Annotated in this window: 11 protein-coding genes; 8 read left to right on the forward strand and 3 right to left on the reverse strand. The window is 71.6% G+C overall.

Features of this window, described 5'->3' with window-relative positions; all coding sequences use genetic code 11:
• The 4 genes from ACFP1K_RS12175 to ACFP1K_RS12190 all read left to right on the forward strand — a co-directional run.
• On the forward strand, positions 1–720 hold a 720-nt coding region (locus tag ACFP1K_RS12175), incomplete at its 5' end, for a S1C family serine protease (protein WP_380750841.1).
• 9 nt (positions 721–729) lie between these two features.
• Entirely contained in the window at positions 730–1401 is a 672-nt protein-coding gene (locus tag ACFP1K_RS12180; protein WP_380750844.1) for a response regulator transcription factor, read from the forward strand.
• Complete coding sequence (locus ACFP1K_RS12185) at positions 1398–2600, forward strand: sensor histidine kinase (protein ID WP_380750846.1); 1203 nt, start codon at positions 1398–1400, stop codon at positions 2598–2600. The genes ACFP1K_RS12180 and ACFP1K_RS12185 overlap by 4 nt, the downstream gene beginning before the upstream one ends.
• A 58-nt stretch (positions 2601–2658) precedes the next feature.
• The gene (locus ACFP1K_RS12190) at positions 2659–4212 is read left to right on the forward strand and encodes an acetolactate synthase large subunit (protein ID WP_380750848.1); all 1554 of its coding nucleotides are present in this window, start codon (positions 2659–2661) and stop codon (positions 4210–4212) included.
• Positions 4213–4221: 9 nt separating this feature from the next.
• On the opposite strand, the gene ACFP1K_RS12195 is transcribed toward ACFP1K_RS12190, so the two are convergent.
• The 3 genes from ACFP1K_RS12195 to ACFP1K_RS12205 all read right to left on the reverse strand — a co-directional run bounded on the left by ACFP1K_RS12195 (position 4222) and on the right by ACFP1K_RS12205 (position 6469).
• Complete coding sequence (locus tag ACFP1K_RS12195) at positions 4222–5025, reverse strand: ion transporter (RefSeq protein ID WP_380750851.1); 804 nt, start codon at positions 5023–5025, stop codon at positions 4222–4224.
• A 112-nt stretch (positions 5026–5137) separates the two neighbouring features.
• Positions 5138–5881, reverse strand: a complete 744-nt coding sequence (locus ACFP1K_RS12200) for an ABC transporter permease (RefSeq protein ID WP_380750854.1) — start codon at positions 5879–5881, stop codon at positions 5138–5140.
• Positions 5882–5908: 27 nt separating this feature from the next.
• Positions 5909–6469, reverse strand: a complete 561-nt coding sequence (locus ACFP1K_RS12205) for a GNAT family N-acetyltransferase (protein WP_380750857.1) — start codon at positions 6467–6469, stop codon at positions 5909–5911.
• Positions 6470–6668: 199 nt separating this feature from the next.
• On the opposite strand from ACFP1K_RS12205, the gene ACFP1K_RS12210 reads away from it, so the two are divergent.
• The 4 genes from ACFP1K_RS12210 to ACFP1K_RS12225 all read left to right on the forward strand — a co-directional run bounded on the left by ACFP1K_RS12210 (position 6669) and on the right by ACFP1K_RS12225 (position 15115).
• Positions 6669–8600, forward strand: coding sequence for a thiol-activated cytolysin family protein (locus ACFP1K_RS12210; RefSeq protein WP_380750860.1), 1932 nt, complete (start codon positions 6669–6671; stop codon positions 8598–8600).
• Positions 8601–8885: 285 nt separating this feature from the next.
• Entirely contained in the window at positions 8886–12137 is a 3252-nt protein-coding gene (locus ACFP1K_RS12215) for an amidase family protein (RefSeq protein WP_380750862.1), read from the forward strand.
• A gap of 201 nt (positions 12138–12338) precedes the next feature.
• Positions 12339–13448, forward strand: a complete 1110-nt coding sequence (locus ACFP1K_RS12220) for a serine/threonine protein phosphatase (protein ID WP_380750864.1) — start codon at positions 12339–12341, stop codon at positions 13446–13448.
• A gap of 164 nt (positions 13449–13612) precedes the next feature.
• Positions 13613–15115 carry a class I adenylate-forming enzyme family protein gene (locus ACFP1K_RS12225; protein ID WP_380750867.1) on the forward strand — a complete coding sequence of 501 codons (1503 nt, stop codon included), beginning with the start codon at positions 13613–13615 and terminating at the stop codon, positions 15113–15115.

The raw sequence follows: 15115 nt of genomic DNA on the forward strand, positions 1-15115 counted from the left end.
CGGGTGCTGCTGGCCGCGGCGGTCGTCGCGGCCCTCACCGGCGGGGCGGCCGGCGTCGCGGGCGCAGCGCTGACGCCGGGCCGGGAGGCGGCGCCGGCGCCGCTGCCCCGGTCGGCGGCCGGGCCGGTCACCGTCCTCGGAGGGCTGAGCGGCGTCGCGGCGCGGGTGCTGCCGAGCGTCGTCTCGATCGAGGCGGCGGGCGGCACCGGCTCCGGCTTCGTGATCGACGCGGCCGGGCACATCCTCACCAACGCTCACGTCGTCTCCGGCGGCACGCGGGTGACCGCGGTGCTGCACGACGGCAGGCGCGTCACCGCGCGGGTCGTCGGCTCGGAGCCGGACGACGACCTCGCGGTGCTGGAGGTGGACGGCGCCCCCGGGCTCACCCCGGCCGTCCTCGGGAGGTCCCGCGACGTCGCGGTGGGCGACCAGGTGCTGGCCGTCGGCTCGCCGCTCGGGCTGTCCGGCACGGTGACGTCGGGCATCGTCAGCGCGGTCGGCCGCCTGGTGCCGCTGAGCAACGGGCGGCTCAGGGCGGTGCAGACCGACGCCTCCATCAACCCGGGCAACTCCGGCGGCCCGCTGGTCAACGCCCGCGGGGAGGTGATCGGTGTGAACACCGCGATCCTGTCCAGGCGGGGCGGCGGCTCCATCGGCATCGGATTCGCCATTCCCATCGACCGGGCCGCCGCTGTCGCGGAACGAATCATCCGAAACTAGGTTCTTTTCATGAGGTTGCTCGTTGTCGAGGACGAAGAAGATCTGGTCGACGCCCTGAAGGTGGGGCTCGTCCGGGCCGGATACGCCGTGGACGTCGCCTACGACGTCGGTCAGGCGGAGGAGAAGCTCCAGACGAACGACTACGACCTGGTGCTTCTCGACCTGAACCTGCCGGGAGGCGACGGGTTCGACCTGTGCCGGTCGATCCGGCGCGCCGAGTACGGGAACGCCGTGCGGATCCTCATGGTCACCGCCAGGGACCGTCTCGACGACCGGGTCAGAGGGCTCGACGAGGGGGCCGACGACTACCTGGTCAAACCGTTCGCCTTCCCCGAGCTGCTCGCCCGGGTGCGCGCGCTGCTGCGCAGGGACGGCGGGGGAGGCACCGCGGTGCTGGAGGTGGGCCAGCTGCGGCTGGACACCGCCCGGTTCGAGGCGTACCGGGCCGGCCGGCAGCTCCCCCTGACGCCCAAGGAGTTCGGCGTGCTGCACTACCTGATGACCCGGCCCGGGCACGTCATCTCCTCCGAGGAGCTGCTCGAACACGTCTGGGACGAGCACACCGACCCGTTCACCAACACCGTCCGGGTCACCGTCGGCAACCTGCGGCGCAAGCTCGGCGTCGAAGGCCTGATCGAGACCGTGATCGGCAAGGGATACCGGCTGAGAGAGCAGACGTGAAAGGAGTGCCCGGCTTCGCGCACACGATCCGCTTCCGGCTCACCGTGCTGTACTCCGGGCTGCTGTTCGTGCTGGCCGCGCTGGTGCTCGGCTCCATCTACTTCGCGGTGTCCAAGAGCACCGAGCAGCGGCCGTACACCACCCAGTACGCCAAGGCGTTCCGAGACGGCTCCTACGTCGGCAAGCAGGAGGTGGTGCTCGTCAAGGAGGTCGAGAACGCCGTCAACGTCCAGACGCTGCAGACGTTGCGCGACTACTCCCTGGCCACGCTGGCCGCGCTGTTCGTGGCCAGCCTCGGCATCGGGTGGGTGCTGTCCGGCCGGGTGCTGCGGCCCGTGCGGGCCATCACCCGGACGGCCGCGGAGATCCAGGCGACCGACCTCACCCGGCGGATCAGGCTCACCGGGCCCAAGGACGAGCTGCGCGACCTCGCCGACACCCTGGACACCATGCTCGACCGGCTGCAGCACGCCTTCCGCACCCAGCGCCAGCTCGTCGACGACGCCTCCCACGAGCTGCGCAGCCCGCTGGCCATCATCCGGGCCAACGTGGACGCCGTCCTCACCTCACCGGAGAGCACCGACGCGGAACGCGCGCACGCCGCGGCCATCGTCGACCGCGCCACCACCCGGATGACCCGCCTCGTGGAGGACCTGCTGGCGACCGCGCGCCGCGCCGCGCCCGCCCTCGCCGACACCGACGTGGACGTCGGCCCGGTGGCCCGCGAGGCGTGCGAGGAGTTCGGCACACTCGGCGCCGAACGCGAGATCACGCTGCGCCGCTCGCTCCCCGAGGGCCTGGTGGTCATCGGCGACCACGACGCCCTGCGCCGCGCGGTCGGCAACCTGCTGTCCAACGCCGTCCGCCTGGCGCCGTCGCGCAGCGAGGTCGTCGTGGCGGCCGGCGACGCCGACGGCTGGATCTGGGTCGCCGTGGAGGACGCCGGCCCCGGCCTGACCGAGGACGACCAGGGCCGCGTCTTCGACCGCTTCTGGCGCGGCGACGTCAGCCGCCGCGACCGCCACACCGGCCTGGGCCTGGCCATCGTCCGCCAGATCGTCGAATCCCACGGGGGCCACGTCCGCCTGTTCTCCCGGCTCGGCGAGGGCAGCACCTTCGTCCTGTGGCTCCCCGCCGCCGGAACCCTCCCCGGCCCCCTGCCCGGCATCAATCCCCTCGCCCTGCTCGCCCGCCCCTGAGCCCGTTCGCCCTTCCCCCCTTCTAAACTGGACGCCAACGCACAGAAGGGCGCACGGAATGAACGGCGCGCAGTCCCTCATCCGTACCCTCGCCGACGCGGGCGTCGACGTGTGCTTCGCCAACCCCGGCACCTCCGAGATGCACTTCGTGGCCGCCCTCGACACGGTGCCCGAGATGCACGGCGTCCTCGGGCTCTTCGAGGGTGTGGTGACCGGCGCCGCCGACGGCTACGCCCGCGTCGCGGGCAGGCCCGCCGCCGCGCTGCTCCACCTCGGCCCCGGTCTCGGCAACGGCCTGGCGAACCTGCACAACGCCCGCCGCGCCCGCACCCCGGTGGTCGTGGTCGTCGGCGACCACGCCACCTACCACAAGAAGTACGACGCGCCGCTGGAGTCGGACATCGAGGCGGTCGCCGGTTCGCTGAACGGGTGGGTGCGCCGCTGCGCCGCCACCGGGGACGTGGGCGCCGACGCCGCGGCCGCGGTCGCCGCCGCGATGGACGCCCCGGGCCGCGTCGCGACCCTCGTCCTGCCCGCGGACCTCTCCTGGGGCGAGGGCGGGCGCCCGGCGCGGCCCGTCGCGCCGAAGCCCCCGGCGCCGGTCGCCGCCCCGGCCGTCGCCCGGGCCGCCGACCTGCTGCGCGGCGGCGAGCCGGTGGTCCTGCTCATCGGCGGCCCCGCCTGCCTGGAAGCCGGTCTGAACGCCACCAGCCGCATCAGCGCCGCGACCGGCGCCAAGGCGCTGGCCGAGACCTTCCCCGCGCGCCTCCAGCGCGGCGCCGGGCTGCCCGCCGTCGAGCGCCTCGCCTACCGCTCCGACCAGGCGACGGCCCAGCTCGCCGGGCACCGGCACCTGATCCTCGCCGGGGCCACCGCGCCGGTGACGTTCTTCGCCTATCCCGGCGAGCCGAGCGACCTGGTCCCGGAAGGCTGCCGGATCCACACGCTCGCCGAGCCCGGCCAGGACGTCGTCCGCGCGCTCACCGACCTGGCCGATCTGGTGGCCCCCGGCACCGCCCCCGTGCCGCACCCGTCCCGCCGCCCGCCCCTGCCGTCCGGCCCGCTGACCTTCGCCAACTGGGCCGACGTCATCGGCGCCCTGCTCCCGGAGAACGCGATCATCTCCGACGAGAGCAACACCTCCGGCGTCCTGCTCCCGAAGGCGACCGCGGGCGCGCCCCGCCACGACCTGCTCACCCTCACCGGCGGCGCGATAGGCCAGGGCATGCCCGTGGCCACCGGCGCCGCCATCGCCGCCCCCGGCCGCCCCGTCGTCACCCTCCAGTCCGACGGCAGCGCCCTGTACACCATCTCCACCCTGTGGACCCAGGCCCGCGAGAACCTCGACGTCACCACCGTCGTCCTCAACAACCGCGCCTACGCCATCCTCCGCCTCGAATTCCAGCGCGTGGGCGCCAGCTCCCCCGGCCCCGAAGCCGCCCGCCTCCTCAGCCTGTCACCCCCCGACATCGACTTCGTCCACCTGGCCGAGGGCTTCGGCGTGCCCGCCACCAGAGCCACCACCGCCGAAGAACTGGCCGCCCAGTTCGCCGAGGCCCTGCGCGCCCCCGGCCCTCATCTCATCGACGCCGTGATCCCTCCCGTCCTGTGACGGCGGGGATCAGGCCGGTGGCCGCGGGCCGGCGTGCTCGCGCATGAGCAGCTGGTCGAGTTTGGCGTTCACGGCGGACAGTTCCTGGCGCATCGCTTCCAGGTCGGCCTGGGCGCGGGTCTCGGCGGGGGAGGGTTCGGCGTCGTTCATGGCGTTGACGACGACGGCGATGAAGAGGTTCAGGGCGACGAAGGTGGACATCAGGATGTAGGCGATGAAGAAGATCCAGGCCCAGGGGCGGTGGGCCATCACCTCGTGGGCGACGGTGCCCCAGTCGTCGCCCGTCATGATCTGGAAGAGGGTGAACAGCGAGCTGGACAGGTCCTCGAAGCGGGCGGGGACCAGGTCGCCGAAGAGTTTGGTGGTGATCACGGCGGCGATGTAGACCATCAGGACCAGCAGGCCGATGATCGAGGCCATGCCGGGGACGGCGGCCAGCAGGGCTCCGACGACGCGGCGCATGCTCGGCACGGCCGAGACCAGGCGCAGGGCGCGCAGGATGCGCAGGGCCCGCAGCACCGAGGTCGGGCCGGAGGCGGGGACCAGGGACACGGTGACGATGACGGCGTCGAACCAGTTCCACGGGTCCTTGAAGAAGGAACGCCCGTAGGCGTACAGGCGGGCGGCCAGCTCGACGGTGAAGATCGCCAGTGCGGCGCGGTCGACGACGTGCAGCAGGCCGCCGGCGTGGTCCATCAGGTAGTCGCTGGTCTCCATGCCCATGGTGACCGCGTTGACGACGATCACCGTGATGATCGCCCGTTGGACGAGAGGTCTCTCCAGGACGGCGCGGATGAGTTCTTGCCCGGGCACCTTCGCGATCGCTCCCTCTAGCGTGAAGACCGACAGATCCGCCGATCATGGTAGAGGCAGGACGAGGCGGCACAGACCGGCGAGGCGGGGACGACGGCCGCCGGGGGCGGCCTCAGCGGGACAGCAGACCGCGGGCCACCAGCTCGACGGCCACCACGATCGCCACGGTCTCGGCGGCCAGCAGGGCCACCAGGACCACGAGCTGGACGATCCCCGCCTGGACGGGACCGGCGCCGCCCAGCAGCATCCCGACGAAGGCGCCGGGCAGGGTGACGAGCCCGACGGTCCTGGTCTGGTCGAGGGCGGGCACCAAAGCCTGGGCGGCGGCGGGGCGGCAGATCTCCAGGGCCGCGGCGCGGTCGGTGAAGCCGAGGGCCAGAGCGGCCTCCACCTCTCCCCTGCGCTGGGTGAGCTCGTCGACGGCGCGCCGTCCCGCCAGGGCGGTGGCCGTCATGCAGCCGCCGAGCAGGATCCCGGCGATCGGGATGAGCACGAGCCCGGCGTTGGAGACGACCCCGCTGAGGGTCAGCAGGGCCAGCACGGGCACGGTTCCGGCGGCGATCGGCACACTGGCCCACCAGGCCGTGGAGCCGTTCGTGATGCGGCGTCCCGCGGTGAACGCCGCGACGCCGAACATGAGCGCGATGAACCCGCCCACCGCGGGCGACGCCGTCACCACCCAGGTGATGACGGCCGACACCGCGGCCAGCTGCACCGCCGCCCGCACGCAGGCCGTGACCACGGCCCCGCCGTGCCCGAGGTGGCCGAGACGCGCGACGGCCGCGCCCAGCGCGACCATCAGCACCAGCACGACGGGCAGGGCGGGCGTGACGGAGATCAGGGATGACGACTGCACGGCGACCAGTCTGCTACGGGCCGGACGTCACCACAGTTTGTCGATCTCCCCGGGATACAGCTCGACGCGGGCGTGCTCGAAGGAGAGGCGGTGGGTGCGGCCCCGCGGCGAGAAGAAGTCGGCCATGGTGACCTTGTCCATGCCGGGGTGGTCGCTCGGGAAGGGTGCCTCCGGGGTGCCGCCGACCAGGACGGTGCCGGGGAGGGTGTGCCAGCCGGCGCTCTCGTAGAAGGGGGCGAGGGGGCGGTCGCAGGTGAACAGGCCGATGTCGAGGTCGGCGGCGGCCATGGCCGTGTGGGCGGCCGAGACCAGGTGGTGGCCGTGCCCTCGGCGGCGGGCGGTGGAGCGGGTCACCACGGTGCTGAGGCCGCCCGCCCGGTAGGAGCGGCCCGCGTGGGTGATCTGCTTGGTGAGGATGTCCAGGGTGGCGAGCACGTGCCCGTCGTCCACGAGGATCATGGAGACCGGGTGCAGGGCCGGATCGTGGGCGGGGTCGGCGCCGGACGGCCACACCTCGCGCCACAGGTCGAGGATCTGGGTGCGGAACTCGAGCGGGACGGCCTCCTCGGGGAACGACATGATCTGCATGGGACGAGTGTGCCCTGCCGCCGGACCGCGCGATGAGCGCCGCGACCGTTTGTCTCGCGGGTGAATTTTCCGGTGGGCTAAAAGTGATTAACAGCCGGGGCCATCGTCAGCATTTATTGTGCTATTCCCCTCCTACCGCCTGTAGTGCACTGAGCGGCACCAGACGCGGGGAGCGTCAAAAATGGGGAGGAATTACGAAATGTCCGATCAACTGTCGGCGGGGGCCGAGCTCGCGTTAGGCGACAAGCTCACCTCACCTAACGGATTATTCGAACTCGTCCTGCGATCGGATGGGGATCTCGTACTACGTCATCTCTCCACACCGGTCGTACTGCCGAACAATTCATCACGCGGGCTCCCCGCCGGGGACGACGCGGCGTACTGGTCGTCGGGCACCTGGGCGCTGCCCGAGCCGCAACGCCCGTCCCGCGCGCTCATGCGCGACGACGGGAACCTCGTGCTGCTCGACAAGGGCGGGGCGATCCGCTGGGCCTCGGGCACCTTCGGGGACGGCCTGCACGGCGCCTACCTGGCGCTGGAGAACGACGGGAACCTCGTCGTCCGCCACGGCGAAGGGCTGCCCATCTGGGCGACCGGCAGGCCGGGAGGCGCGGGAAACATCCCGGCCGCGGGACGACTGAGGGCGGCGGACGACCTGTCGGCCTCGCTCGACCGGCTCGGACGCCTGCCTCCGGTCATCACGGGATCGAGCGACCTGGCCCCGCCCCAGTCGTCCACCGTGGACGCGAGCGGGGTCGCGTACATCGTGACCGAGCAGCGGCGACGCCTGGTGAACGAGATCGTCGAGCAGTCGTTCCTGCAGGACCTCGCCGCGATGGGCGTCTGGCCCGGACAGGTGATCCAGGGGCGGGCGCTGCTGGCGGGGGACGTCGCCCAGATCGGCCCGCTCTCGCGCGTGCCGGGCACGGTCACGGTGGTCACCGACCTCATCGCCGACGTCGCCGGGGCGGGCCAGAGCCGTGAGGTGGCGAGCCCGTCGGTCTCGACCGTGAACGAGGCGCGGCGCTCGGTCATCACGCAGGTCAATCCCACCGACTCCCCGGGAATCGTCAAATTCGGCGTGGAAAAGGCGTCGACCCTGCGCGAGGTCGGCGTCAAACTCGGCCTCACGGTGAAGGGGACGAGCTTCGGTGTCGACGCGAACGCCTCGCTCACCCAGACGTACAAGCAGAGCGTCGCGGTGGCGGTGATCCGGCAGATCTTCTACTCCGTCACTTTCACGCCCAGTGGCCCGCAGGCGGCGGGATTCTGGGATGAAAGTGTGAAATTCCAGGATATAGCCCCATATGTCGGCCCGGACAATCCGCCGCTGTTCATCGACAGCGTTCAATACGGCCGGCTCATCTGCCTGACGGCGCAGGGATCGTATTCCAGCGCCGACCTGACCGCCGCCCTGCGCGCGAACGTGCAGAACGCGACGTCGGTGACCGGCAGCGCCGACGTCCGCACGCAACAGATCATGGAGAACTCCGAGGTCAAGGCCTACACCATCGGCGTCCCCGGCCGCCAGACCTTCCAGACCCTCGCCGACCCCATCGACGACCTGCGGCAGGTGTTCAAGAACGGCCTGATGTTCAACAGCCAGAACCTCGGCGCGCCGATCTCCTTCACCGCCCGCCACGTCGCGGACGGCACGCTGGCCCGGGTCGCGCTCGCCGCGGAGTACGTCCAGCCGCTGGCCGCGCAGGGCGCCGACATCACCGGCATGCACTTCCACCCCTACGACGGCCCCGGCGGGGGGCTGGTCAACACCGGCATCAACGTCAACCCCGGCGACACCGTCACGGTCAGCACGAACGGCGAGATCTGGTCGGGCGTCTTCGCCGCCGGCCTCCACGGCCCGGAAGGCTGGCCCGGCCACCACGCCGACCAGGCCGCCCCCAAGCCGGACGGCACCGCCTACGCCCTGCTCGTCTCCTTCGGCGGCACCGCGGGCAGCTGGATCGAGGCGGGCCGCTTCTGGCAGGGAACACCCCCCAACGGCAGGCCGGGCCGGCTGCTCCTCAACATCAACGACAACAACCCCTACAACGGCAACGACTGGCGCAAGTTCGACAGCACCGTCGACGTCCACCGCGGCGACGCGGGCTCGGCGGGCGTCTTCATCTGACCGGACGTGACCGGATGCCCCCCCGCGGGGGCGATCCGGTGACGGACCGGTGCGGGACACCCGGGAACGCGGCCCGCTCCCGGGTGTCCCGCCTTCCGTCCCTAGGCCCGAGAGGTCAGCTGTTCCTTGCGGCGCAGCGCGCCGGCGAGCGTCGGGCGGGTAACGGTCATGCGGTAATTCGGACGCCTGTTCCCGTGGTTTCACTCTGGGAACATTCCGGACATTTGACGGTAATTGATCATCTATAGCGTCACGGGCATCCGAGGTTCTCCCAAGGAGCAAGTGGTGCACAGAACCCGCTTCACCCTCACAGCTCTCCTCGTCCTCTCCCTCATCCCCACCCTCGCCCCCACGGCCGCCGAAGCCCACCCCCGGCCGCGGGTGCTCGATCTGGAGACGCTCACCGGAGCGCAGGCCGTGGCCATGATGGCCAAGGGGCAGCTCACCTCCGTGGAGCTCACCAAGGCCTACATCGACCGGATCGAGGCGCTGAACAAGCGCGGACCCGGGTTGAACGCCGTGACGCAGCTCAACGCCGCCGCGCTGAAGGACGCGGAGACCGCCGACCGGCAGCGGCGGTCGGGCCGCGTGCTCGGCCCGGCGCACGGGCTGCCGATCCTGCTGAAGGACCTCATCGACGTCACCGGCATGTACACCTCGGCCGGCAACTACTCGCTGCGCAAGTCGTACCCGGCGACCGACGCGGGCATCACCAAGAAGCTGCGCGAGCACGGCGTGGTGATCCTCGGCAAGGTGGGGCTCTCGGAGTACGCCAACAGCTTCGGCAGCCAGCCGTCCGGGTTCGGCAACCTCACAGGTCAGGTGCTCAACGGCATCGACGCCGACCAGAACCCCAGCGGGTCGTCCTCGGGAACCGGCTCGGCCATGGCGGCGGCCATGTCCACGCTCGGCATCGGCACCGAGACGTCGGGCTCGATCATCAGCCCGTCGAACGCGCAGAGCCTCGTCGGCCTGCGGCCGACCGTCGGGCTGGTGCCGGGGTACGGCATCGCGCCGATCAGCGCGTCGCAGGACATCGCGGGGCCGATGGTCCGCAGCGTGTCGGACGCGGCGATGACGCTCGCCTCGATCGCCGGCCCCGACCCGGTCGCCGACGCGGGCTACCGCGCGATGTTCGGCGACGACTACATCGCGACCGGCGTCATCCCCGCGCTCCCCGCGACGTTGCCGGACTACATGAAGGCCCTGGACGTGAACTTCGTCAGGGGCAAGAAGATCGGCTACAACGGCACGCTCACCGACGGCACCCCACTCAAGATCGCGTATGACGCGCTGACCGCCGCCGGCGCGGTCATGGTGCCCCGGCCGACGGTGCAGATCCCCACGCTGCCGAGCCTGCCGAGCGGGTACGAGCAGCACAAGAGCATCGACGAGTACTACAAGCGGCTCGGCGCGAAGGCCCCGATCAAGTCGCTGGCCGAAGAGGTGGCCGACAACCAGGCCAACGCCCAGCAGGCCCTGAAGTTCGGCAACAACAGCCACCTCAACGCGCTGAACGGCGACGTCACCCCCGGCGGCGCCAACGAGGTCGCGTACCGGGCGAACCTGATCGTCCGCAAGGCCGCCTGGCACAAGGCCATCAACGACATGGTCACCTACACCGACTCCGACCCGGCCAAGCCCGCCGACCCGGTGATCGCGATCCTCGGTAGCGTCCCCAACGGGCCGCAGGCCGGGTACCCGACGATCACCATCCCCATGGGGTACGGCGCCACCAACCGCCGCGCGGTCAACGTGCAGGTGCACGGCACCGCCTACAGCGAGTACGACCTGCTCGGCGTCGGGTACGTCATCGAGCAGGCCACCCGCCTGCGGCAGCCGGCCTCGTCGGTCAACCCGAGCATGTACCGCTGCGCGAAGACCGAACCCGCGCCGCCGTTCGCCAGGCGCGGGCACTGCAACCCCGACTACGACGCCGTCATGGACCTCATCGGCCGCGCGCCGAGGCCGCTGCCGTTCTCGCTGGAGACCGAGTCGGCGCAGAGCCTCGCCACCCGGCTCGCCTCGGGCAAGCTGAGCTCGGAGGACCTGGTCAAGGCGTACCTCTACCGGATCGCGCTGACCAACGCCGAGGGCCCGGCCACCCAGGCGGTGCGCGCACTCAACACCAACGCCCTCAAGGAGGCCAGGGCGATCGACAAGGAGCGCGACAAGAGGGACAAGTGGGGCCGCAAGCCGGTCCGCGGGCCGCTGTACGGCCTGCCGGTGCTGGTCAACGACGGGTTCGACGTGGACTCGCTGCCGACCACGGGCGGCTCCATCGCCCTGCAGGACCTCCAGCCCAAGCGTGACTCGACGGTCGTGGCCAAGCTCAAGGCCGCCGGGGCGATCATTCTCGGCAAGACCAACATCACCGAGCTGAACGGCGTCTTCGACGCCAACCTGCCGAAGGGGTACTCCTCGCTGGCCGGCCAGGTGCTGCTGCCGTCCGACACCGACAAGACCCCGGCCGGTTCGTCCGGCGGCTCGGCGGCGGCGACGGCGTCCGGGCTCGCGGCGATCACCTTCGGCATGGAGACGTCCCCCGACTCCGCGCAGCTGGTGGCCCCCGCCGACGTGGCGGGCGTAGTCGGCCTGAAGCCGACGGTGGGGCTGGTCAGCCGCACCGGCGTGCTTCCGGTGGCCCGGTCGCAGGACGCGCCGGGGCCGATCACCCGCACCGTGCGCGACGCCGCGAGCGCGCTCTCGGTGATCGCCGGGCCCGACCCGTCCGACCCGGCGACGAAGGGCGCGCCGGTCAAGGACTACACCGCGGGCCTGTCCCCGACCGCCCTGCAGGGCAAGAAGATCGCCGTGGTGGCGAGCACGGCCGAGCCGTACCCCACGGTGGTGACGGCGCTGCAGTCGCTCGGCGCCACCACGGCCCAGGTGACGGTGGGCGCGCCGAGCCCCGACCCGGCGAGCGTCGTGCCGAGCGAGTTCAAGCGCGACCTGAACGGCTACCTGGCCGGTATCCGGCGCGGCCCCGGTGCCCGGTCGCTCCAGGCCGTCATCGACTACAACAACGCCAACCCCGTGGAGGGACTCAAGTACCAGCAGGGCCAGCTGCTCGCCGCCCAGGCCGTCGACCTGGCCGACCCCGCGACCGGCGCGGCGTACCAGGCCGATCTGGAGGCGGGCAAGGCGTCCAACCGCGCGGTGATCGACGGCATCCTCGCCAACGGGACACCCGATGACAAGTCCGACGACTTCGACGCCGTGATGGTGCCGAGCGGCAACGCGCTCATCGGTTACGCCGACCGCGCGGGCTACCCGGCGCTGACGATCCCCGCCGGGTACGGCGCGACCGCCAGCTCCGCGGGCCACAACCCGATCGGCGTCACGTTCGTCGGCACGGCGTTCAGCGAGGGCACCCTGCTCGCCGACGCCTACGCCCTCGAACAGGCCGCCAACGTCCGTCTCGCGCCGAGCTTCACCAACCCCAGCATGTGGCGCTGCGTCCCCGGCAGCACGTTCTTCACCGGAGAACTCTGCAACCCCGGCGACCGCCTGCTCGAATCCCACTCCCACCACTGATCCGCACTCCGAGGGCCCGCGCCGTGCACCGGTGCGGGCCTTCGCGTTTCCGGAAGTTATCCACAGTATCCACAGACTCGTACACAGGTTCGAATACGATCTTCCCGGTGGAGGGAGTCATCTCCGCACAGACGGCGTGCATACTCACGAACGGCCCCCGGTGCACGGCTTGCCGGCGGGGCAGGAAGGCGGTGTGCGCCAATGACGGACACGTCCCACGGGGCGCGGGTGCTCAGGCATGCCGAGGTGTCGGGCGCACTGGCGGCGTACGACGACCGGCGGCTCGCGGAGCTGGTCGAAGGCGCTCGGACCACCGGTGCCGGCATCGGCGGCATGTCGGCGACGCTGGACGTCGGCGGGGTGCCGGTGTTCGTCAAGCGCGTGCCGCTCACCGATCTGGAGCGGCGGCCGGAGAACGTCATGTCGACGGCGAACCTCTTCGGGTTGCCGCCGTTCTGCCAGTACGGCGTGGGATCCCCGGGCTTCGGCGCCTGGCGGGAGCTCGCGGCGAACCTCGTGACGACCGAGTGGGTGCTCGGCGGGCGCAGCGGCGCGTTCCCGCTGATGTACCACTGGCGGGTGCTGCCCGGCGCGGCGCCGCCGGCCGAGGAGCACGCCGACGTCGAGCGGGCCGTGGCGTACTGGGGCGGCGCGCCCGAGGTGCGGCGGCGGCTGCACGCGCTGCGGGAGGCGTCGGCGAGCATCGTGCTGTTCCTGGAGTTCGTCCCGCACACGCTGCACGACTGGCTGGTCGCGCGGGCCGCCGCCGGGGAGGACGCCGTCGCGGCGTGCGCGATGCTGGAGTCGCGGCTGCTCGCCGACGTGGCCTTCATGAACGCGGGCGGGCTGGCGCACTTCGACGCCCACTTCGCCAACGTCCTCACCGACGGCCACCGCGTGTACATCTCGGACCTCGGCCTGGCGACGTCCCCGCGCTTCGACCTCTCCGCGCCGGAGGCCGTGTTCCTGGAAAGCCACCGATCGCACGATCAGGCCCATGTGATCATGGGGATGGTGAACCGGCTGGTGTCCGACGTGTGCGGGATCGCGGCGCCGAACACCGGGTCCGCGGAGCGCGACGCGTTCGTCCGGGCGTGCGCGGAGGGGGCCGAGCCGCTCGGCGCCCCGGCCGAGGTGGCGGCGGTCATCCGGCGGTACGCGCCAGTGGCCGCGGTGATGAACGACTTCTACCGGGACCTGTTCGGAGTGAGCCGGGAGACGCCGTATCCGGCGGAAAAGGTGGAGGCCGCCCTAGCCTCGCTCTCCGTGTCGGACCAAGATCGACGCGGCGGTCGTCGCTTTGCTCTCTGAAATGTTTCGACGCGGAACTTTTCATGTTTCTCTGTTGTGTCCCACACGTCTTGCCTATTCTTCCAAGTGAGTTCGGGGATGACCTAAATCAGGTCGAACTGGTGGTTCGGCATAGATCATGCGGAGTGGGTCATTTTGTCGAAATTTTTCGGTGACGTGGCGTGATGATCGGTGACCATGGGCTGACTCTCCCTGACCTGCTGCGGCGCAGGGCGGAGGAGGAGCCCGAGCGAGACGCGCTCGTGGTCGCCGACGTGGGGACGCTCTCGTTCGGGGAGTGGGACAGGCGGGCCGACGGGTTCGCGCGTGCGCTGATCGAGCGGGAACAGCAGGCCGGGGCGCGGGTGGGGCTCGTGTTCGGGGAGCGGGACTGGATCGACTTCGCGGTGGCGTGGTGCGGCGTGATGCGCGCCGGGTGCGTGGCCGTGCCGCTGTCCGACCGGCTGGCCCCCGCCGAGGTGCGGCACGCGCTGACGGACTGCTCGGTGACGGCCGTCCTGCACGGCGCGGGCATCGAGCCGCCCGAGGTGGGCGACTGGCGGGCGACGCCGGCCGAGCTCGGCGAGGAGGACGGCGCCCCGCTGCGGCGCGAGGTCGCGCCCGGCCATCTGGCGCAGATCATCTACACCTCCGGCACGACCGGACGGGCCAAGGGCGTCGGGGCCACGCACGCCAACCTCGGGTACGGCGTCACCACCAACCCGCGCCGCCGCAAGCTCGCGCACTCCAAGCATTTCCTGCACGCGTTCCCCATCGGCAGCAACGCCGGGCAGACCATGCTCGTCAACGCCCTGGACGCCAGCCCCGCCGCGCTGACCCTGCCCCGCTTCACCCCGGGGCGCTTCGCCAAGCTGATCGAGTCGTACCGCGTGGGGACGGTGTTCGTGGTGCCCGCCATGGCCATCGAGTTACTCAACGCCGGGGTGGCGGACCGGCACGACCTGTCGAGCGTGCGGCTGCTCGGCTCCACCGCCGCCAGCCTGCCGCCCGCCGTCGCCGCGGGCATGGCCAAGGCGTTCCCCAAGGCGACCATCGTCAACTACTACACCTCCACCGAGGCCGCCCCGGCGCAGACCACGATGATCGTGGACCCCCGGCGGTCCTCGTCGGTGGGACGGCCCTCGTCCGGCAGCGACCTCAAGATCGTCACCGCGGACGGCACGACGGCCGCGCCCGGCGAACAGGGAGAGGTCTGGCTGCGCTCCCCCGCCGGAACGCGTGCCTACTACCGGGACCGGCGGCTCACCGACGACATCTTCCAGGACGGCTGGGTGCGCATGGGCGACATCGGCTACCTGGACGACGACGGCTACCTCTACCTGGTCGACCGGGAGAGCGACGTCATCAAGTCCGGCGCGCACAAGGTGTCCACGCTCCAGGTGGAGGCCGCGCTGTACGAGCACCCGGCGGTCGCCGAGGCCGCCGTGGTCGGCGTCCCGCACGAGGTCCTCGGCCGGGTGACCGCCGCGGCCGTCGTCACCCGCTACCCGGTCACCGCCGCCGACCTGCGGGCCTTCCTGCTGGACCGGCTGGCGCGGCACGAGCTGCCGAGCCGCCTGCTGTTCCTCACCGAGCTGCCGAAGAACCACGTCGGGAAGGTGGTGAAACCCCGGCTCCTCGAACTGATCGAGCAGCCGGACGCACCCCCGGCGGCCCACTCCACGTGA

This window comes from Sphaerisporangium aureirubrum (genome assembly GCF_042658925.1).
GTDB lineage: Bacteria > Actinomycetota > Actinomycetes > Streptosporangiales > Streptosporangiaceae > Sphaerisporangium > Sphaerisporangium aureirubrum.

What these genes read in the sequence shown, in the direction of transcription:
- ACFP1K_RS12205 (WP_380750857.1), bottom strand. Translation starts at nt 6,469, where the DNA reads ATGCAGATCATGTCGTTCCCCGAGGAGGCCGTCCCGCTCGAGTTCCGC.
- ACFP1K_RS12225 (WP_380750867.1), top strand. Translation starts at nt 13,613, where the DNA reads ATGATCGGTGACCATGGGCTGACTCTCCCTGACCTGCTGCGGCGCAGG.
- ACFP1K_RS12180 (WP_380750844.1), top strand. Translation starts at nt 730, where the DNA reads ATGAGGTTGCTCGTTGTCGAGGACGAAGAAGATCTGGTCGACGCCCTG.
- ACFP1K_RS12220 (WP_380750864.1), top strand. Translation starts at nt 12,339, where the DNA reads ATGACGGACACGTCCCACGGGGCGCGGGTGCTCAGGCATGCCGAGGTG.
- ACFP1K_RS12210 (WP_380750860.1), top strand. Translation starts at nt 6,669, where the DNA reads ATGTCCGATCAACTGTCGGCGGGGGCCGAGCTCGCGTTAGGCGACAAG.
- ACFP1K_RS12190 (WP_380750848.1), top strand. Translation starts at nt 2,659, where the DNA reads ATGAACGGCGCGCAGTCCCTCATCCGTACCCTCGCCGACGCGGGCGTC.